Here is a 20,991-nt window from a genome sequence, read left to right as displayed (position 1 = left end):
CGTTATGGCGTCGGAGCGTTCCCAGCCGAGACAGGCCCGATGTCGAACCGAGTGTTGAGCCGCGTTGTCCTTGGTGTAGCGGTCGCGGCGGGACTTCTCGGATCAGGTGCGGCCGGCGCGGTGACGTCGCCTATCCTGGTGGTCGAGGTCGATTCGGGCAAGGTCGTCTACGCCCAGGGCGCCACCGACCCGTGGTTCCCCGCCTCCATAACCAAGCTGATGACCGCCTACGTCGCCCTGGACATGGTGCGACAGGGTAAGGTCTCCCTCGATTCCCTCATCACGATCTCGCCCGCCGCGGCCGCGGAGCCGCCTTCGAAGATGGGGTTCCGGCCGGGTACGAAGCTGACCCTCGACAACGCCCTGAAGATCATCATGGTCAAGTCGGCGAACGACGTGGCCTGGGCGATCGGCGAAAATCTCGGCGGCTCGGTCGAAGGCTTCGCCGCCATCATGAACGAGACTTCCGCCCGAATCGGCATGCATGAAAGCCGCTGGACCAATCCGAACGGCCTGCCCGATGCGCGGCAATGGACCTCGGCCCGCGACATGGCAGTGCTCGGACGAGCGCTGATCCGCGATTTTCCCGAGAGCCGCGCGCTATTCTCCATAAGCGCCATCCAGTTCGGCAAGTCGATCATGGCGAACCATAACGGTCTGCTCGGGCGCTATGCCGGGGCCGACGGCATGAAGACCGGATTCATCTGTGCGGGTGGATTCAACGTGGTGGCGAGCGCCACTCGCAACGGCCGCCGTCTCATCACTGTTGTGATGGGCCAGCCGAGTGCGCGCGAGCGCGACCTGAAGGCCGCCGACCTGTTCGACCACGGGTTCAGCCAGTCCGCCGGCTGGACCGCCCAGACGCTCGATGCGCTGCCATCCTCGTCCATCTCCGAGCCGCCGGATATGCGTCCCTATATCTGCGACAAGCGTAGGCCGATGCCGGTCGACGAAGGGCCGGGGGCCATCGCCTCGCAGGCCGGCAACGAGAACGCTTCGATCCTGGCCGCCGCGGCACCGGTGGGCTCGGCCCTGGCCTTCGCGACGCTGAACAATGGCTCGATGAAGGGCCGCGCCCTGCCGCCGCGCGCCCCGCTGCAGCCCATCCTGGTCTGGATCGGCCGCGATCCGGCCGAAGGTGCCATTGCCCTGAACGAGCAGGCCGAGGCGGAGAAAGCCGAAAAGGCCGCCAAGCTCGCCGAACTCCGCAAGGCCAAGGTCGAGGCTGCGAACGCCAAGCGCGAAGCATCCAGGCTCACTAGGCCGGACGCGAAGTCAAAGGCTCCGAGTGGAAAGGCCGCCGTGCCTGCCAGCGCCAGCGCCTACGCTCCGGTGGAAACGACGCCTGTCATCGCAGGGGGCGGAAAGCCGTCGACCAAGGCTGAGGCCGGGAAAAAGCCTGCTGGAAAAGCCGTTGCAAAGCCGGGCCAAAAGACGTCGGATAAGCCCGCGGCGAAGGCTGAGGCCAAGCCCAGTGCAAAGCCTGGCGTCAAGCCTGCAAAGAGCGCCACCAGGACGTCCGGTAACAATAAGACGTCCGCTGCCAGTTCGGCCGAGGATTGAGCCGGCGGCGTTGCCGGGGTAGGGCGGGTTCATGCCGAATCCTTTCTCGACCGCTCCGGTAGACACCGCTTCCCGTCGTCCCGAGCCGATCCCGCTCACGGTCCTCACCGGCTTCCTCGGGGCCGGGAAGACCACGCTCCTCAATCGCATGCTGCGCGATCCGGCCCTGTCGGACACCGTGGTCATCGTCAACGAGTTCGGCGAGATCGGTCTCGATCACCTGCTGATCGAGACGGTGGACGAGGACATGATCCTTCTCGGCGCCGGGTGCTTGTGCTGCACCGTGCGCGGCGACCTCATCGCTACCCTCGAGGATCTGCTGCGCAAACGCGACAACGGACGGATCGCGCCGTTCCGCCGGGTCGTCATCGAGACGACGGGCCTCGCCGACCCGGCTCCGATCCTCCATGCCCTGATCTATCACCCCTATCTCGCCATGCGGTACAGGCTGCAGGCGGTGGTAGTGGTTGTGGACGCGATCAACGGCGCAGCCACACTCGACGTTCATCCCGAAGCCCTGCGCCAGGTCGCCGTAGCCGACCAGCTCATTCTCGCGAAGGAGGATCTCCTCTCGGGTGGCAGCGAAGCCTTACGCGCCCGGCTTCATGCCGTGAACCCGATGGCGCCGATCCACGGCCCCGACATCGCTCCGACCGATCTGCTTGGCGGGTTCTTCGGCCTCGATGGCAAGAGCGAGGAGGTCCGGGCCTGGCTCGGCGCTGAAGCCTTCCCGGATCACGATTCCCATCATGGCCACCACCATCACGACGTGAACCGGCACGATGCCGCGATCCGCGCTTTCACACTCACCAGCGACGTGCCGGTAAAGCGGGCGGCTTTCGAGATGTTCCTCGACCTGCTGCGCTCCGGGCATGGCCCCAAGCTCCTGCGCTTGAAGGGGCTCGTCGCGCTTGCCGACGAGCCGGATCGTCCCGTGGTGGTTCACGGTGTCCAGCACGTGATCCACATGCCGGTCCAACTCGCCGCTTGGCCCGACGACGACCATCGCTCGCGTCTCGTCCTGATCGTGCGCGATCTGGAGCCCGCCTTCGTCACCGGCTTGTGGGATGCCTTCCTCGGACGGCCGAGAATTGATGCACCCGATGCCGCAGCCCTGACCGCCAACCCATTAGCGATCCCAGGGGCCTGATCCACCAGAAATCTCCGCCAAGACCGTCCCGTTTCAGGAATAATCGGGCGGCATTCGATTTGATTCTATATACCATACTTCGCCGCGAGGCGAAGAATTCTGTCCCGTTTCGGGACGGATCGGTAGCGGGATCGCCGAATGAAACAGGGGCTGAGCATCATTGAGGGCGGGCTGCTCATAGAGGCAGGTAGCATCGGGGCGGATCACGAACCGGCGGAGTGGCACATCGACCTGCGGCGGCCCAACCTGGTGGAGCCGATCGAAGCCGAGGCGTGGCGTGCATTGCTCACTCGCATCCGCTGGCCGGAACCGATCTACGCGGATCCCGACTACCTGCTCACGGCTGCCGTGCACCAGTCCGGCGGCCGTGACTTGGTCTTTGCCTTTGCCTGGAGCGGGTCGGGCGAGCGCGCTCGCCTGCGCGGCGTCATTCCACTCGCCATGCCGCACGGCCTGTGGGGCAATGGTCGGGTACAGGCCTGGTATCCGCCCGGTCCGGTTCTCGCGCCCACCATCGAACCCGGCTTCCTCGATGAGGTCGAGGCCGCGTTGCGGGCCGCGATCAAGGCGGTCCATCCCCGCTCGACCCTGATCATGGTGCCGTCTCCGGCCGCGCCTGCACCGAAACAGGCGGCCCTTCTCGCACAGCCGGTGCCTGCGGAGGTCGTTCCGGCGAGGGATCGAGTCAGCATCCGCCTTGTCGGACCTTGGGCCCGTGATGGCGTTGAGATCGAGCGCATCACCGAACCCCGCAGCATTCGCGATGCCGTCGAAGCCTATCTCTCTTTCGATGCGCAGGTGTCTGGAAACCCCATCGTCGCGGATCCGTCCGCCTCGTCCATGGTCAGGGTGGTCACGCGGCGCTTTGCCCAGCGTCGCCAGACCAGTGTCGATTTCGCGCGCAAGGACGGCGTCATCGTCGCGGCTGCCTTGCGCCTCGGCGCCGGTCCGGGCTCGATCGTGTGGCGCCAGGCCGAAGCGCGAGCGGCCTGACGCGATCCGCCGGATAGTCCAGCCCAGTTGATGCCGAGGGCGGGACCCGCGACGTCGATCGTCTCAAAAATCGACGTCGGTCTCTCGGAGCGGGCCCTATTCGTCCTCGCCGAACTTGTTGGCGAGGAGGTCTGTGATGGCCGCCAGGCACGCCTCGGCATCGCTGCCCGATGCTACCACGGTGATCGAGGTACCCTGTGCCGCGCCGAGGGTGAGCAGCCCCATGATCGAACGCCCGCCGACGGTTTCGCCGGAGCGCGTCACCGTCACTGCAGCCTCGAACTTCTCCACGGTCTGCACGAACTTGGCCGAGGCCCGCGCATGCAGGCCTCGCCGGTTGATGACCGGGAGAACCTTCAGGTGGCCGCCATCGGGAACCGGGACTTCGGCCTCGGCATCATCGTCGTAAGCGTCGCTCATGGGCCTGTGCCGTCCCTGTCGCCGGTGCGCCAACGGTAAGCCCGAGGCGACCGGTCCGATCCTCGTTCAGTGATGGCACGGCCGCGCCGAGGAAAGGCCGCGCGAAATCGCCACGCTTGCCTGATAGGCCGACAAGGGATGTTTGGGAAAGTCCGATCGTCTCGCGGAAGTGTTATTTGCCGGCGAGGACGCGAGACGCGACGTTAATGTACTTACGACCCGCTTCCTGGGCATGCAGCACCGCATCGCCCAGGGGCTCTGCGTCGCGCACGCTGGCAAGCTTGATCAGCATCGGGAGGTTGATACCGGCCACGACCTCGACAGTCCCGCCATTCATGCAGGAAAGGGCTAGATTCGACGGCGTCCCGCCGAACATGTCGGTGAGCACGACGACGCCTTTGCCGGAATCGACGCGATCCACGGCGGAGACGATGTCGAGCCTGCGCAGCTCCATATCGTCCTCGGGACCGATCGTGATCGTCTCGATCTGCTTTTGCGGACCGACCACATGTTCAAGGGCAGCCTTGAACTCCGTGGCGAGCAGCCCGTGGGTGACGAGCACCATTCCAATCATAGACACGTGTTCCGACACCCAGTGGGAGCCGCCATTTTGTGCAGCGCAAGGTCGGGCGCAAGACGAGAGTTGCGTTCTCACGCCTCCTAGCTCCCTGATCATGTCATGTGGGTCGTCGCCACGCTACATGGGAGAGCCGAATTCGCATGAGACGGTGCTGAGGTGCGTCCATGGGGCAACGCTCGCCCGCTCGAGGAGGGTATCGAGGACGATTCCTGGCGCCAGCCCCCGGTCGCGAATGCTGCGGTCCAGCATGATTCGGCGAATCGCCACCCCGATGAGATCGACGGAATTGGAGGGCGCTTCAGGCAACCGAGGCAGCGTCTCGACGAGATCGACTACGAGCCGGATCACCGCCGCATCCGCCAGAGGAAATGCGCGTGCGAGGCCCAGGCCCCGGACTTCGATGAGGCCGTGCAGGGCCGGATGACCGTGCGCGACGATGCGGCCGTGATGCCGATCGAGCCCGATACGGTCGTCGCCTACCAGTGCCGCATAGGTCCCGTTCTGCCGAGCCCGGTCGAGAAGGGCGAGGGCCAGGCTCGACTTGCCGGCCCCCGATTCGCCCCTGATGAGAAGCCCCGCCTCTCCCACGACGAGGCAAGTGGCGTGGATCGTGATAGCCCGCGAGGAAGATGGCCGTTCCACGGGCGGACTCGTCTAGCGGGAAGCGGCGGGAAGGCGCACGACGAACCGCGCGCCGCGCACCGTTGCCTCGCCCTCCTCGTCAGCCGGGCCGGGGCGGTTTTCCGCCCTGATGGTGCCCCGATGGGCCTGGACGATCTGGCGCGAGATCGACAGGCCGAGACCGGAATTCTGGCCGAACCCCTGCTCCGGCCGGTCGGTGTAGAAGCGCTCGAAGATCCGCTCCAGGGCATGTTCGGGGATACCGGGCCCCTCGTCCTCGACGATCAGCTCCACATCGCCGCGGATTCGGCGCAGGGCCACCCGCACCTTGGCGTCCGGAGGCGAGAACGAGCGAGCGTTGTCCAGGAGGTTGTTGACGACCTGACCGAGCCGGCTGTCATGCCCGAAGATCATGAAGGGCGCCTCCACATCGCCGGGGGGCGTGTCCACGTCGAACTGGATGAGGGCGTCCTTCGGGCGTCGGCGCTCATTGGCGACGGAGACCACCGTGGTCATCAGCTTGTGCAGATCCACCTTGCGCGCTTCGGCGCGGGCGAGTTCCGCATCGAGACGTGAGGCGTCCGAGATGTCGCTGATGAGGCGGTCGAGGCGCTTCACGTCGTGCTGGATGATGGCGAGCAGGCGCGAGCGGGAATCGTCGGTCTTGGCGAGGGGCAGCGTCTCGACGGCGCTGCGTAAGGATGTGAGGGGGTTCTTCAGCTCGTGGCTGACATCGGCGGCAAAACTCTCGATGGCGTCGATGCGCCGGTAGAGGGCCTGGGTCATGTCCCGCAGGGCGCCTGACAGGTGGCCGATCTCGTCGGTCCTACCGGTAAAGTCGGGGATTTCTTCCCGCGACTTGATGCCGAGGCGGACCTTCTCGGCGGCGTCGGCGAGGCGGCGGACGGGCCCGGCGATGGCTCCGGCGAGAAGGATCGACAGGACCAGCATGACGGAGGCGGCGATGAGGAAGACCTGGAGCAGGCCGAACCGCTCGGAGGCGATGACCCGATCGATGTCGCCGCCTTGCGTCGAGAGCATCAGGGCGCCCCGGACCGTGCCTGACCGCAGAATCGGAACCGCTACGGAGACGTTCGTCTCGCCAGCCTCGTTGCGGCGGACGAGGGTGCCGCGGGCGCCGCCGAGGGCGACCTGGACTTCCTTCAGGCTGTGGCCGCTCGCCGGTCCGACTTCCTCCAGAACGGGCGTCCGGGCAGCGCCGAACAGCTTGGCCTGGATGAATTCCCAGGCCTGTTCGAGCAGGTTGCGCTTGCTCCTGACGACGATGCCGTCGCTGCGGCCCATCTCGCCGCGGGCCGAGAGTGTGCGGGTGTCGAACAGCAGGCCGCCATCCTGGTCGTAGACCCGCGCCCGGTTGCCCGTCGGTGTGATGAGGCGGCGCAGGAGTGGCGCGACCCGCTCGGGGTTGAGGGAGAAGGTGAGCGGGGAGGGGTTCTCGTCGCCCGCACCGCCTTCCCCGGCCTGCAACTGGAGCAGCTTGTCGGGGTCGATGCGGATCGCGTCGGTATCCACCGAGGCCGAGGAGGAGATCGCACCGGCGATGATCTCTCCCTGGATCAACAGGCTCTGCACCCGCGCCTGGATCAGACCCTGCCGGAACTGGTTCAGGTAGAGGAAGCCGAACAGCAGGGCGATCAGGCCGACGAGGTTGAGGACGACGATCCGGCGGGTGAGGCTCGACGAGGCACGCTGGCCGATGCCACGCCAGATCGTGCGCGGCAGGGCCAGGAGGCCGCGTTGCGGGGCGTCGGCTTGGTCTTGGGAATCCACGATCGTCCGAGGTTGGAGAGTCGGCCCGGAATGGGCGCCATCGTTGCAGCGAAAGCACCGCCACGGAACGCCTGAAACCACCGCCACGCGACGGCGAAACTCTTCCGTTCGAGCGGGCGGCGCGTGGCGGTGCCGGGCGGGCGGGAGTTCGGCGTCCGTACGCCGCGCTCAGCCTTCCTTGAAGCGGTAGCCGACCCCGTACAGGGTTTCGATCATGTCGAAATTGGTGTCGACCACTTTGAACTTCTTGCGCAGGCGCTTGATGTGGCTGTCGATGGTGCGGTCGTCGACATAGACTTGGTCGTCATAGGCCGCATCCATCAGCGCGTTACGGCTCTTCACGACGCCGGGCCGGTGGGCCAGGGCCTGCAGGATGAGGAACTCGGTCACCGTGAGGGTGACGGCCTCGCCCTTCCAGGTGCAGGTGTGCCGCTCCGGGTCCATCATTAGCAGGCCGCGCTCCAGGGAGCGGGCAGCGGCATCGGCCTCGCGCGCGGCGGCGCCCGGCCCGTCCTTGGGGGCGAAGCGGCGCAGCACGGCCTTCACCCGCTCCACCAGGAGACGCTGCGAGAACGGCTTATGGATGAAGTCGTCGGCGCCCATCTTGAGGCCGAACAGCTCGTCGATCTCCTCGTCCTTCGAGGTCAGGAAGATCACCGGCAGGTCGGATTTCTGGCGCAGGCGGCGCAGCAGCTCCATCCCGTCCATGCGCGGCATCTTGATGTCGAAGATCGCGAGGTCGGGCGGGGAGTGTTTCAGCCCGTCGAGGGCCGAGGCGCCGTCGGTATAGGTCTGAATCCGGTAGCCTTCGGTCTCGAGGGCGATCGAGACGGAGGTGAGGATGTTTCTATCGTCGTCCACGAGGGCGATGGTGGGCATTTCGCGTTCCCTGTTGCTCGGATGCGGCCTTCGCGGACGTCAGTTCGCTCATGTCGTCTCCGCATCCCGCCCTCCGAAGACGAGGGCCGGCAAGACGCGCTGGCGAACCATTCGAGAAGCAGGGTCGCATTCGCGCGGAGAGTCAGGCTGTGTAAAGACTTCGGTTGAAAAAAGCGAGCTTGCTCGGTGGATAGATCGGTTTGACGCTTGACTGAGGCCGTCGTGCCGCAGTCCGGCGGCCTCGCGTAAGCGGCCCGAGTACCCCTATCATCGCGATTCTGAATGAAGGCCGGCGGTCGAAAAGTCCGGTCCAAAACCATTTGAGGGCAGGGTGCACCATGGCTGACGGAAACCGGATCGAGGATGGCCGGGGCGAGGCGGGAGAGGCACCGCCGCAGCGGCGGGGGCCTGCCGCACCGCTCCCGGCCTCCGAGGCCCCGTTCGATGCGATCGGCCTCGGCCGGCATCTCTTGCGCAGCATCCGCTCCGGGGCGCTGGCGAGCCTCGACGCCCAGGACGGGACGCCCTTCGCCTCGTTGGTGACGATCGCCACGGATGTGGACGGCACGCCCCTGATGCTGCTCTCGCGCCTCTCGGCCCATACGCGCAACCTCCTGGCCGATCCCCGCGCGTCGCTGCTGTTCAGCGCCGGCGGCAAGGGCGATCCCCTGGCCCATCCCCGCCTCACCGTCACCGGCCGCGTCAGCCAGACGACGGAGCCGCGCATCCGCGAGCGCTTCGTCGCCCGCCACCCGAAGGCGAAGCTCTATGCGGACTTCCCCGATTTCGGCTTCTTCGCCCTCGAACCCAGCGCCGGGCATCTCAACGGGGGCTTTGCCAAGGCGGCGACGCTGACGCCCGCCGAACTCCGCCTCGACCTGTCGGGAGCCGAGGCCCTGATCGCCGGCGAGCGCGGGGCGGTGGAGCACATGAATGCCGACCATGCCGACGCGCTCGCCCTCTACGCGAAGGGCGAGGGGGGCGGTGACGGACCCTGGCGCCTGACTGGCCTCGATCCCGAGGGGATGGACCTCCTGGGTGGCGACCGGACCGTGCGCATCCGCTACCCCGCGCCGGTCACCGACATGGGCAACCTACGCAAAGTCCTGGTGGAGATGGCCGCGAAGGCCCGCGGCGCGGAAGAGGATCGTGGCCCGGTTCCGACCGGCGGTTGAACCGGGCCTGCCGCTACGCAATCGAAACGACTCCGCGTTTAGGTGAGGCGAGGCAGGCCTCCCTTCGGGACGCCCATCGGCAGGGTGGCGAGCGGTGATCGGAGGCAGAGAGCGGAGGCAACACTCGGCCGTGGCGACCATGATGGTCTTTGCCCTGGCCATCGCGCTTCCTCTCATGGTGCTCACCGTCATCACCACGGATTGGTATGTCGCGGCGGAACGCGCTCGCCTGCAGACGATGGGGCAGCTCACCGGAGACCACCTCCGCGAGCGCCTCGACCGCGATCTCTCCGAGATGAGCGCGATGGCCAGGACCCTGGCGACCTCGCCCTCCATCGACGCCCAGGATTGGGCGCGGTTCGACGCCCAGGGCCGGGCGCTGGTGGACACCACCGAGTTCACCGTGTCCCTCACCCGCTTCGACGGCCGCCACATCGTGAATACGCGTGTGCCCGCCGGTCAGCCCATGCCGACCTCTCCCCGGCCCGACATCGTCGCGGCGCTGCTCGCCACCCGGCTTCCGGTCATCTCGTCGGCCGTCAAGAGCGCGGTGACCGGGGCCGACATCATCCTGATCTGCGCCCCGGTCCTACGCGGCGGCCCACCGGACATGTACGTCTCCGTCGCCGTGCGGGTGGATCACTTCGCCCCGCTGATCGCCCAGGCGGCGATCGACGATTCGTTCGCCGCCGTCTTCGTCGATGGCGCGCAACACGTGATCGCGCGAACGAGCGATGTGCCGAAACCGTCCGCATCGCCGGCCGGCAGCCCGTTTCCACCCATGTCGAAGCTCCAGCTGCTGGAGGATTGGGAGAAGGCGGAAGCGAGCGTCATGGAGTTCCGCCATCGCTCCGGCGTCTCCGACTGGACGGTGGTGACCGGGCTGGACCGGGACGCGTTCGAGGTTCCCCTGCGGCGGTCCCTCGTGATCCTGTCCCTCCTCGCCTTCGCGCTGCTGGGCAGCGGCGGGATCGTCGCCTGGCTTTATGCCCGTCAGGTGGCGAAGGCGGTGCGAGCGCTGCGGCGGGCCGTCAAGGCGATCGGGCGGGGCGAGACCGTCGAGCCGCCCTCCAGCCAGATCCGCGAGGTGAACCAGATCGGCCTGGCCCTCGTGACGGCAGCCCGCGTCTCGGCCGAGCAGCGCGCCACCATCGCGGAGGCCAATGCCCTCCTGGAAGTCCGGGTGGCCGAGCGCGGTCGTGAGCTCGCGGCGAGCCAGGCGCATTACCAGCTCCTCGCCGAGACCATGACCGACGTCGTCATCCTGCGCCATGCCGATTGGCGCATCGCCTATGTGTCGCCCTCCGGAGCGGCGCTGTTCGGTACGGAGGGGCCGGATTTCGATCCGCGCGCGCGCATCCACCCCGACGACCTGGCCGCCTTCTCGGCCGCGGATGCCCGCCTCGGCCCCGACCGGCCGAGCATCGTCTCCCTGTTCCGGATGCGCCATGCGGATGGCCGCTGCATCTGGATCGAGGCGGTCAACGACCTTCTCACCTCGGCGGAGCCGGGGGACCCCAACGTGATCTCCACCCTGCGGGACGTGACGAAGCGGCAGGATCAGGCCGACGAGCTGCGCATGGCCCGCGACGCCGCCGAACTGGCCCAGGCCAAGGCCGAGAATGCGAGCCGGGCGAAATCCGAGTTCATGGGCCTCGTGAGCCACGAGATCCGGACCCCCCTGACGACGATCAAGGGCTTCACCGACCTCCTCGCACACACGACCGGCCTCTCGACCGATCAGGTCCGCTATCTCGCCCTCGTCGGGGCGGCCACCGATTCCCTCATCGGCACGGTGGACGATGTTCTCGACTATGCCCGGGCCGGGCAGGGCGACCTGCGCCTCGACCGTGTCCCCCTCGACTTTCCCGCCCTGATGAGGGGGGCGGCCGATCTGGTGCGGCCCATGGCCGAGGCGAGGGGTGTCGCGATCGACGTGACCGTCACCTGCGAAGGCTCCCGCCACGTCCTCGGCGACGAGCGCCGCCTGAGGCAGATCCTCCTCAACCTGCTCCAGGACGCCATCGGCACGCTGCGCCGGGGCAACGTCGCCCTCGCGCTGCAGGGTCCGCGCGGCGGCGAGCCCGTCGAGCGCTGGCGCGTCTCCGTCACCGCGCAGGCCGACGAAGACCCGGAACAGGCCGCGTCCCGCACCGTGGCTCTCGATGGCAGCGGCCTTGGTTTCATCATCGCCCAGCGCCTCGTCGGCCTGATGGGTGGCGGGCGCATCGACAGGAGCACGCCGCAGGGCGAGACGGCGGCCTACCGGTTCTCCCTCTCCCTGACGCCGGCGCCCGTCCTGACAGACGCCGCCCCGGTCCCCAGCCCGGCCGCGACCGGGGCGGGCCGCATCCTCGTGGTGGAGGACAACCCGATCAACCGGGAGGTCGTCCAGGCGATGCTGCATCGTCTGGGCTACGGCGTCGACATGGTCGCCGACGGAGAGGCGGGCATCCGCGCAGTCCAGGCCAGCGCCTACGACCTCGTCCTCATGGATGTGTCGCTGCCCGGAATGGACGGGACCACGGCCATCCGGCGCATCCGCTCCCTGCAGCACCCGGCGCGTCGGGTGCCGATCGTGGCCATGAGCGCCAATCTGATGCCGGACCGGGTCCGCGACCTCACGGGAGCCGGCGCCAACGGCTATCTCGGCAAGCCGTTCGATCTCCCGACCCTGTCGCGGGCGGTGGCCGAGCAGATCTCTTCCATCGTGCTGCGGGAGCGGGACGAGAGCATGCCGATGCCGGAACGGCCGCCGATCTTCGACCGGGCGGCCTTCGACGCCCTGATCGCCGAGATCGGCGCGGAGGCGGCCCGCGAGGCGGTGCGCGCCTTCGTCCGGCGCCTCGACCATTCCGCGGTGGACCCGGGCGCGGCCGATGCGGAATCACTCGCCGCCGAGGCCGACAGGACCGGATTCCGCGACCTCGCCAAGGCCTGCCGGACCCTCGCCGCGCTTTCCCCCGGTGCCGCGCGCGACGAGGCCGAGGGGCGATGCCGCGTCGCCCGCGACCTGATGAACCGCATGGTCCACGAGATCACGGGGCCGACCATGCCCGAGATCCGCCAAACGGTGGCCCTGCTCTGAGAGCTGTCACGCCCTCCGCTACAGGGCGCGACCACGTGCTGACGCGGCTCCGCTTGGCGTGCCGGGGCCACACTGCTATCTCCCGACACGCGTCCACACACCGAAAAGCCGTGCGCCGGGCCCGTCCTTACGCCGACGGACCGCGACCGCGCCGGAGACAGACCCCTCGATGACCACCGTCCCCATCGACAACATCCGTAATTTTTCCATCGTCGCGCATATCGACCACGGCAAGTCGACGCTGGCGGATCGGCTGATTCAGACCACCGGCACGGTGGCGCTCCGTGACATGAGCGAGCAGATGCTCGACTCCATGGACATCGAGAAGGAGCGCGGCATCACCATCAAGGCGCAGACCGTGCGCCTCGAATACAAGGCGGAGGACGGCAAGAACTACGTCCTCAACCTGATGGACACCCCCGGCCACGTCGACTTCGCCTACGAGGTCTCGCGCTCGCTCGCGGCCTGCGAGGGCTCGCTACTGGTGGTGGACGCGTCCCAGGGCGTCGAGGCGCAGACGCTGGCCAACGTCTACCAGGCGCTCGACGCCAACCACGAGATCGTGCCCGTCCTCAACAAGATCGACCTGCCGGCCGCCGAGCCCGAGCGCATCCGTGCCCAGATCGAGGAAGTGATCGGCATCGACGCCTCCGAGGCGGTGGCGATCTCGGCGAAGAGCGGCCTCAACATCGAGGCGGTGCTGGAGGCCATCGTCAAGCGCCTGCCGCCGCCCAAGGGCGACCGCGACGCGCCCCTCAAGGCTCTGCTGGTGGACAGCTGGTACGACGTCTATCTCGGCGTCGTCGTGCTGGTGCGCATCGTCGACGGCGTGCTCAAGAAGGGCATGAACATCCGCATGATGCGGGCCGACGCCGTGCACGGCGTCGACAAGATCGGCGTGTTCCGCCCGAAGATGGCCGATATCGGCGAGCTCGGCCCCGGCGAGGTCGGCTTCTTCACCGGCTCGATCAAGGAGGTCGCCGACACCCGCGTGGGTGACACGCTCACGGAAGACAAGCGCCCCTGCAAGGAGATGCTGCCGGGCTTCAAGGACGTGCAGTCGGTCGTGTTCTGCGGGCTCTTTCCCGTGGATGCCGCCGAGTTCGAGACCCTGCGCAGCGCCATGAGCAAGCTGCGCCTCAACGATGCGAGCTTCTCCTACGAGATGGAGACCTCGGCGGCGCTCGGCTTCGGCTTCCGCTGCGGTTTCCTCGGGCTGCTGCATCTCGAGATCATCCAGGAGCGCCTGGAGCGCGAGTTCAACCTCGACCTGATCTCCACGGCCCCTTCCGTGGTCTATCGCCTGCAGATGACCGACGGGACGATCAAGGAATTGCACAACCCGGCCGACATGCCGGACGTGATGAAGATCACCGCCATCGAGGAGCCGTGGATCCGCGCCACCATCCTCACCCCCGACGAGTATCTCGGCGGCGTGCTCAAGCTCTGCCAGGACCGGCGCGGCACTCAGGTCGACCTCAACTACGTCGGCAAGCGCGCCATGGTGGTGTACGACCTGCCCTTGAACGAGGTGGTGTTCGACTTCTACGACCGCCTGAAATCGATCTCGAAGGGCTACGCCTCGTTCGACTACCACATCTCGGATTACCGGGAGGGCGACCTCGTGAAGATGTCGATCCTCGTCAATGCCGAGCCGGTGGACGCCCTCTCGATGCTGGTTCACCGCAGCCGCGCCGAGCATCGCGGCCGGGCCATGTGCGAGAAGCTGAAGGACCTGATCCCCCGCCACCTGTTCCAGATCCCGGTCCAGGCGGCGCTCGGCGGCAAGATCATCGCCCGTGAGACCATCAAGGCCCTCTCCAAGGACGTGACCGCCAAGTGCTACGGCGGCGACATCTCGCGCAAGCGCAAGCTCCTCGACAAGCAGAAGGAGGGCAAGAAGAAGATGCGCCAGTTCGGCCGCGTGGAGATCCCGCAGGAGGCGTTCATCGCCGCGCTGAAGATGGACGATTGAGGAAGGCCGGAGGCGGGGCACCGTCTATTTTCAACCCCAGGTAGCGCTGCCGGGTTCGGCAACCCGGCCTTAAGACATCCGGCTTACGGTGCCTCGTCCTAGGTATCGTGGCAGGGACGGCGTCCTGGCGGGAGCGAGGGCGGCGTTGTCAGAACCAAGACCCCGAGGGGGGCTTGGGAGGGGGGGAGATGATCCTGGTGCGACGACTCGCTCGCAGGTTCCAGTCGGCGCATACGTGGATCGCCTTCGGAATCCTGGCGCCTGTGGGCATGCTCGTCGTGTCGGCCATCATGTTGCTCGACCTCCGGCAGGATGCCTGGGAGAAGGCCGAGCAGACCTCCCAGAACCTGCTGCAGGTCATCGAACGCGACATCGCCCGCAACATCGAGATCATCGATCTCTCGCTGCAGGGCGTCATCGAGAACCTGAAACTGCCCGCTCTGGCCAATCTCTCGCCGGACCTGCGCCAGCTGATCCTGTTCGACCGGGCCATCACCGCGCAGGATATGGGCGTGATCCTCGTCCTCGACGAGAAGGGCGACAGTATCCTCGACGGCCAGGCCATCCCGGCGCGCCCCGTCAACAATTTCGACCGCGACTATTTCCAGGCCCACAAAGCCCGGGCCGGCCTCGGCCTCCTCATCAGCCGGCCGCTGCTGTCGCGCCTGACCGGCGCTCGTGTGATGGTGCTGAGCCGCCGTGTCGACAAGCCGGACGGGTCCTTCGGCGGGGTGGTGCTGGGCACGCTCAAGCTGTCGTATTTCACGCGGCTGTTCGATCGCCTCGGCCTCGGCAGCGAGGGCGCGATCAACCTGTACCTGCGCGATGGCACGCGCATCATGCGCTACCCGTATATCGATTCCCACATCGGGCTGAGCATCGCCGGCTCGTCCAATCTGCAACGATTCGTGCGGGAGGGCAGCGGCAGCTTCGTCGCCCCATCCGCCCGCGACGGGGTCGAGCGGAACTATGCCTTCACGCAGGTCGCGACCTTGCCGCTGATCCTCAACGTCGCCCTGGCGGTGAACGAGATCGAGGCCGAATGGCGCGCGAAGGCGATCGTCATCAGCGCCATCGTGGTGGTGCTGTGCGGCCTGACCATCGGCCTCTCGCTCCTGTTCGGCCGGGAGTTGGAGCGGCGCACCGCGATGCAGATCGAACTCGCCCGCCAGTCGCGCACCGATGCGCTGACCGGCCTGCCCAATCGCCGCCGGTTCGAGGAGGCCCTGGCCGCCCTGCGCAGCGACGCCGCCCTCGCGACCCGTCCCTTCGCGCTTCTGGCCATCGATGCCGACCATTTCAAGCGTTTCAACGACCGCTACGGGCATGCGGTGGGTGACGATGTGCTGCGCGGCCTCGCCCGGTGCCTGCTGGAGAGCATCCACCGGCCCGCCGACATCGTCTGCCGGGTGGGCGGCGAGGAATTCGTGATCCTGCTGCAGGACGGCGACAAGGACGAAGCCCTGCGCATCGCCGAACGGGTCCATGCCAGGGTGGCGCTTCTGTCGGTGGAGGCGGCCGGGATCGAAGCCGGATCGGTGACCGTGAGCATCGGCGTCGCGACCATGGGCGCGCCCGCGACCGATCCCCTGGCGCCATCGGACCTGTACAGTCTCGCCGATGCGGCCCTCTACGAGGCCAAGGCCAACGGCCGCAATCAGACCCGCTGCGTCGAGCGCCGTCGCGGGGAGGCGGACCGGCGGCAGGCGAGCTTTCGTCTGGCGGGCGCCTGACAGAGCGCATCACCACCCCCGGTCGATGCGGAGCGGTTGGGACCGCGATCCCGGGACGGGCCTTCAACGGGCCGAGACGGCCAGTTGCCGCGTCGCTTCGCCGAGGTCGCGACCCTGGTCGCGCAGGTGGCCGGAGGTCGCCCCGAGGGCCTGTGACGAGGCCAGCGCCTCCTCGGTCGTGGCGCGCAGGGCGTCGAGGTGGCGGGTCGCTTCGAGGATCGTGCCGCGCACCCGCGACACGCCTTCGGCGATGCCGCCCGCAGCCTCCTGGTGGGAGGCGCTGACGCGGGAAATGTCGGCAGCGCTGACGCGGACGGATGTCACCTCGTTCCGCACCGAGGCGAGGGAGGCGGTCGATTGGGCGGCGACCTCCCTGAGGCGACCGATCTGCTGCGAGATCTCGGCTGTGGCGGTGCTGACCCGGTTCGAGAGGTCCTTCACCTCCGCGGCCACCACCGAGAAGCCACGTCCGGCGTTGCCCGCGCGGGCCGCCTCGATCGTGGCGTTGAGGGCCAGGAAGTTGGTCTGGGCGGCGATGGTGCCGATGAGGTCGCTGATCTGCCCGATGCCGGCGATCCGCTCCTGGAGTTCGGAGAAGACGTCCACCGCCTGATCCAGGATGCCGCCCGTCCGGTCGGCGATGATCTCCACCTGTCCGGCATGGGCGCTCGCCTCGCGCGAGAGCGCGACGAGGCCCTGAGCGGCATCCGACACGCCGTCGATGTCGCGGGAGGCGGCGAGGTTCGCCCGGTCCGCCTGGGCCCGGCTTTCGTCCACGGTCTCGGCCACGGCGAGGACCGTGCGGGCGCCCGCCTCCACCTGCATCGTCGTGTCCGCGAGCCCGGAGGCGATCCCGTCGAGGGCCGCCATGAGCGAGCGGACGCGCTCGCGCTGGGCATGGTCGGTAACCGTGATGGCGAGGCGGTCGGCCACGTAGGCCATCAGTTCGAGCAGGGCTTCGCTCAACTCCGCCTTCTCGCGGGAGAAGAATTCCAGCACGATCTCGACCCTGTCGCCGATGCGGATCGGAAACATGAAGCAGCCGCGTACGCCGTTTTCCCGCGCCGCCGTCGCGCGCACGAAGCCGGGCACAACCGTCACGTCCTCGCAGGAGATCGCGCGTCCCTCCGCGCAGACGCGCCCCACCAGCCCTTGGCCGGGGGCGAAGACCGCCCGCTCCGAACTTGCGACGAAGGCGTCCGTCCGCCCCGGCTCGTCGGACGGGGCGAGGTACCACGCCCTCATCGACACCATTCCGCCCGCGGCGCCCATTCCACCGGCGTCCACGCCGTCCTGATCCATGCGTCGATAGGCATGGGCGATCGGCCATTCGGTGAAGCGGCCGACGATGGCGAGGCAATCGACGATAGCGGCCTCCGGCGTCGGCGCGTTGGTGCAGGCGCGCGAAATCGCGTTCAGGAAGGCGAGCACCGCGCCGAGGTCGTGCGACAGCATCCCGTCCGCAGGCGGGTTCTCTTCCCGCCGCCGACCGGTCCTGCCGAGCCATCCGTCGACGATCGACCTGACCATGAAACCCTCATGCGAGCCTTGCGAGCCTGTCGGTCCGGGCGACCGGAAGCCGGGCCCGGTCGGCAGCCTCTTTGCCGCCGGAACTTAGCGTCCCTTTCCTCGATCAAGCCTTCGGTTCATCCCGCGCGACTGGGTAATTTGGTATCAATCCTGCGCAAATTCTCATCAAAGATCAGGAGCGATCGTCGCCGGTGCCGCGAGTTCATGGCGGTTCCGGTCCGTGCGGAATTCGGAACGTACCCACGACGGGTTTCCTCCAGGCTCACCTCGCCATCCTCGATCGCCTCTCCGCGCTTCGCCCCTCGGCAAGGGCGGCCTCCCCACAGGCATCATGCGCTCGACCCTTGATGGACAACCTGAGGTATACTAACCCGCTCTTCTCTCCTGAGGAGGCGTGGATGTCGATCGACGGTGATTCCCTGAGCGCGATCGTCGCGGAACTCTCGATCCGTCCGGGACATGAGAAGGTCAGGGCTCTGCTCTACCGCCTGCTGACCGAGGCGCTGGGCGCCAAGAGCGAGCAGATCTTCTTCGAGAGAAAGATACCTGAGGTTAGGGGCCGTCTCGATGCCCTGCTCGGCCGGACGATCATCGAGATCAAGTCCGACCTGCGCCGGGAGGGCAAGGAGGCCGAGGCTCAGCTCACCCGCTACCTGCCCGAACGCGAGGGGGCCACCGGCCAGCGTTACGTGGGGCTCGCCACCGACGGCGCCAGCTTCGTCGCCTACGAGATGCGGGACGGCGTCCTGGTGCGGCTCACCGAGCACGAGGTGAGGCTGGCGGACGCCCGTGGCCTCACCGCCTGGCTCGAAGGCGTCATCGCGGTCCTCGACTGGCTGCCGGCGGACGCGGCCGGGATCACCAACGAGCTCGGCCGCCAGAGCGCCGCCTTCGCGCGGACCCTTGGCTTCCTCGCCAAGGCCTGGGAGGCGCTGGCGGCGGACCCGGAGGCGGTCCTGAAGCGGCAGCTCTGGTCGCGCCATCTCGGCTTCGTCTACGGCAAGGCCATCGACGACGACACGCTCTGGCTCCAGCACACCTATCTGGTCATCCTCGCCAAGGCGATCGCCGCCGGAACCATGGGCGCCACCGGGCGCTCGCCCGAGGATCTGCTGTCGGGGCGCGCCTTCCACGAGGCGGGGGTCCACGGCGCGGTGGAGACGGATTTCTTCGGCTGGGTGATCCAGGCGCCGGGCGGGGAGGCCATCGTCGCCAGCCTGGCCGCGCATGCCGCTCGGTTCGACCTCGGCAGCGTCGATGTCGACCTTCTGAAGGTGCTCTACGAATCCCTCATCGATCCGGCGCAGCGCCACGATCTCGGTGAATATTACACGCCCGACTGGCTCGCCCGGAAGGTGGTGCGGCGTGCCCTCGACCGGCCGGCCGAGCAGACCTGCCTCGATCCCGCCTGCGGCTCGGGCAGCTTCCTGTTCCACGCCGTGCGCCTCAAGCGCGAGGCCCTGATCGCGGCGGGCGTGCCGCTCACCGAGATCGCGTCGCGCTGCTGCGCCTCGGTCACGGGGCTGGACGTCCATCCGGTGGCCGTCATCTTCGCCCGCGTCACATACTTGTTGGCGCTCGGCGACGCCCTGCCGGGGCGAGGCGGCGACATCTCCCTGCCGGTCTATCTCGGCGATGCGCTGCAATGGAACGTGAAGCGCGACGCGTTCGAGAGCGACCTCGTGGTCGAGGTGCCGCGCGACCCCCGCGAGGGCCGCAAAGGCGCGCCGACCCTGCGTTTTCCCCTCGGCCTCTGTGCCGATCCGCCCCTGTTCGACCGCGTCGTCACCGCCATGCACGATGCCAGCGAGGCCGGCCGCACGGCGGACGCCTTCGCGCGCGGGCTCGCGGGGCTCGGCGTCGCGGCGGAGCAGCACGCGACGCTCGTCACCACCTTCACGATCTACGACCGCCTGCGCCGGGCCGGGCGCGACCATGTCTGGGGCTTCTTCGCCCGCAACCTCAGCCGCCCGGTCGCGCTCTCGGACGGCGCCAGGGTCGATGTCGTCATCGGCAACCCGCCCTGGCTGTCCTACCGCTACATGGCGCCCGCCCTGCAGGCCCTGTTCCGGGATACCGCGCGACGGCTCGGCATCTGGGTCGGCCCCGACGAGGCGCGGCTGGTGACGCAGACCGATCTGTCGGGCCTGTTCTTCGCACGCGCCGCGGAACTCTATGTCCGGCCGCCGGAGGGCGACCGCCCGGGCGGGCGGGTCGCCATGGTGCTGCCGCTGGCCGCCATGAGCCGGGGCCAGTTCCGCGCCTTCCGCACCGGGGACTGGACCGAGGTCCGTGTCGCGTTCTCGGACGCCTGGGTTCTCGACAATCAGGCTGTCTCGCCCCTGTTCAGGGTTCCCACCTGCGTCCTGTTCGCCGATGTCACGGCGGGGGAGGCCCGGCCGACGCCCATGCGGGTCACGGCTTTCGCCGGGCGCCTTCCCTTCAAGGACGTACCCGAGGAGGTGGCGGATCGCTGCCTGCGGCAGGATCAGGCCGATGCGCCGGTGGCGGCGAGTTTCGAGGCCGGGTCGCCCTATCGCTCGCTCTTTCATCAAGGGGCGACCCTCGTTCCGCGCATGCTGTGTCTGGTGGATCGCGTTCAGTCAGGCCGTCTCGGCGGCAACGCCGCCGCGCCGCTCTTGCGAAGCAGGAGGTCCCCACAGGAGAAAGCTCCTTGGCGAGACCTGCCCGCTCAACAGGGGGCTGTCGAAAGCGGTTACGTCCGGCCGGTCTATCTCGGCGAATCCATCGCGTCGTTCCGCGTTCTGAACGCATTCGAGGGCATCGTGCCCGTGGCGTCCGATGGGAATGTTCTCGACGCAAAACAGGCGAGCGATCGTGGTGTGAACCGTCTCGGAGCCTGGATGCGACAGGCCGAGGCAAGCTGGGCGCAACACAGCGCCGGACGCATCACCCTCAAGCAGCGATGGAATTTCCAACGCGGATTGTCCACGCAATTTCCGCTGTCGCCCATTCGCGTGGTCTTCGCCAAGGCCGGATTATGGCCCGCGGCCTGTATCGTCAGGGATCGCCGGGGAATCATCGACCACAAACTCTACTGGGCGGACATTCCTTCCGAGGACGAAGCCCGCTTCCTCATCGCCATCCTCAACAGCGAGGCGGCTCGCATCCGCATCGCCCATCTGCAGAGCCGGGGTGAGCAGGGCGCGCGGGACTTCGACAAGCTGATGTTCACGCTTCCGATCCCCCGCTTCGACCCGCGCGAGGCGGTCCATGCCGGGCTGGCGTCGGAAGGCGCGGTGGCGGAGGAGGTGGCGGCCGCCGTCGCGCTGCCCATGGGGGCCTCGTTCCAGAAGGCGCGGGCCCTGGTGCGGGACGCCTTGCGGGAGGAGGGCGTGTCGGCCCGCATCGACGCTTTGGTGGAGACGCTCCTCGGGCCTGATCCGCGCCTCGCCCTGCCGGACGACGAGGCCGTTCCTGCCCGCGACGAGGAAGAGACCGTCGACGCCTGATACCGAGGCCCGGCGGACGA

At 68.0% G+C, this 20,991-nt stretch carries 14 protein-coding genes; 8 read left to right on the top strand and 6 right to left on the bottom strand.

The genetic code is table 11. From position 1 onward, the window contains the following. Positions 1–39 precede the first annotated feature (39 nt). The 3 genes from AC0IXR_RS15215 (at position 40) to AC0IXR_RS15205 (ending at position 3,706) form a co-directional block, all read left to right on the top strand. Positions 40–1,563, top strand: a complete 1,524-nt coding sequence (locus tag AC0IXR_RS15215; protein ID WP_471761349.1) for a D-alanyl-D-alanine carboxypeptidase family protein — start codon at positions 40–42, stop codon at positions 1,561–1,563. 31 nt (positions 1,564–1,594) lie between these two features. After that, positions 1,595–2,713, top strand: coding sequence for a CobW family GTP-binding protein (locus tag AC0IXR_RS15210; protein ID WP_471761348.1), 1,119 nt, complete (start codon positions 1,595–1,597; stop codon positions 2,711–2,713). A gap of 138 nt (positions 2,714–2,851) precedes the next feature. Further along, positions 2,852–3,706, top strand: a complete 855-nt coding sequence (locus tag AC0IXR_RS15205) for a GNAT family N-acetyltransferase (protein ID WP_056422384.1) — start codon at positions 2,852–2,854, stop codon at positions 3,704–3,706. 96 nt (positions 3,707–3,802) lie between these two features. Here AC0IXR_RS15205 and AC0IXR_RS15200 read toward each other — a convergent pair whose 3' ends face one another. From AC0IXR_RS15200 to AC0IXR_RS15180, 5 genes are all read right to left on the bottom strand, one after another. Then, positions 3,803–4,126 (bottom strand): HPr family phosphocarrier protein, encoded by a 324-nt coding sequence (locus tag AC0IXR_RS15200; RefSeq protein ID WP_207412194.1) that lies wholly within the window; start codon positions 4,124–4,126, stop codon positions 3,803–3,805. 172 nt (positions 4,127–4,298) lie between these two features. Further along, a complete protein-coding gene (locus tag AC0IXR_RS15195) occupies positions 4,299–4,700 on the bottom strand; it encodes a PTS sugar transporter subunit IIA (RefSeq protein WP_026597351.1) in 402 nt (133 codons plus the stop codon). Between the two features lie 123 nt (positions 4,701–4,823). Further along, positions 4,824–5,348 carry an HPr kinase/phosphorylase gene (locus AC0IXR_RS15190; RefSeq protein WP_471761347.1) on the bottom strand — a complete coding sequence of 175 codons (525 nt, stop codon included), beginning with the start codon at positions 5,346–5,348 and terminating at the stop codon, positions 4,824–4,826. A 12-nt stretch (positions 5,349–5,360) separates the two neighbouring features. After that, positions 5,361–7,118 (bottom strand): stimulus-sensing domain-containing protein, encoded by a 1,758-nt coding sequence (locus AC0IXR_RS15185; protein ID WP_471761346.1) that lies wholly within the window; start codon positions 7,116–7,118, stop codon positions 5,361–5,363. 168 nt (positions 7,119–7,286) lie between these two features. Then, complete coding sequence (locus AC0IXR_RS15180) at positions 7,287–7,997, bottom strand: response regulator transcription factor (protein WP_018046124.1); 711 nt, start codon at positions 7,995–7,997, stop codon at positions 7,287–7,289. A 338-nt stretch (positions 7,998–8,335) separates the two neighbouring features. On the opposite strand from AC0IXR_RS15180, the gene AC0IXR_RS15175 reads away from it, so the two are divergent. The 4 genes from AC0IXR_RS15175 (at position 8,336) to AC0IXR_RS15160 (ending at position 15,968) form a co-directional block, all read left to right on the top strand. Continuing rightward, on the top strand, positions 8,336–9,172 hold the full coding sequence (locus AC0IXR_RS15175; RefSeq protein ID WP_471761345.1) for a HugZ family pyridoxamine 5'-phosphate oxidase: 837 nt from the start codon (positions 8,336–8,338) through the stop codon (positions 9,170–9,172). 139 nt (positions 9,173–9,311) lie between these two features. After that, positions 9,312–12,260: a response regulator gene (locus AC0IXR_RS15170; RefSeq protein WP_471761580.1), complete on the top strand. Its 2,949-nt coding sequence runs from the start codon at positions 9,312–9,314 to the stop codon at positions 12,258–12,260. A gap of 169 nt (positions 12,261–12,429) precedes the next feature. After that, positions 12,430–14,235 carry a translation elongation factor 4 gene (lepA, locus tag AC0IXR_RS15165; protein WP_056422367.1) on the top strand — a complete coding sequence of 602 codons (1,806 nt, stop codon included), beginning with the start codon at positions 12,430–12,432 and terminating at the stop codon, positions 14,233–14,235. 188 nt (positions 14,236–14,423) lie between these two features. After that, positions 14,424–15,968: a GGDEF domain-containing protein gene (locus AC0IXR_RS15160; RefSeq protein ID WP_207412197.1), complete on the top strand. Its 1,545-nt coding sequence runs from the start codon at positions 14,424–14,426 to the stop codon at positions 15,966–15,968. A gap of 63 nt (positions 15,969–16,031) precedes the next feature. On the opposite strand, the gene AC0IXR_RS15155 is transcribed toward AC0IXR_RS15160, so the two are convergent. After that, entirely contained in the window at positions 16,032–17,498 is a 1,467-nt protein-coding gene (locus tag AC0IXR_RS15155; RefSeq protein WP_471761344.1) for a methyl-accepting chemotaxis protein, read from the bottom strand. A gap of 398 nt (positions 17,499–17,896) precedes the next feature. On the opposite strand from AC0IXR_RS15155, the gene AC0IXR_RS15150 reads away from it, so the two are divergent. After that, positions 17,897–20,971, top strand: a complete 3,075-nt coding sequence (locus AC0IXR_RS15150) for an N-6 DNA methylase (RefSeq protein ID WP_471761343.1) — start codon at positions 17,897–17,899, stop codon at positions 20,969–20,971. Positions 20,972–20,991 lie beyond the last annotated feature (20 nt).

The sequence above is a fragment of the Methylobacterium sp. AC832 genome (assembly GCF_979256025.1).
This window is presented reverse-complemented; position numbering and strand designations above follow the sequence as displayed.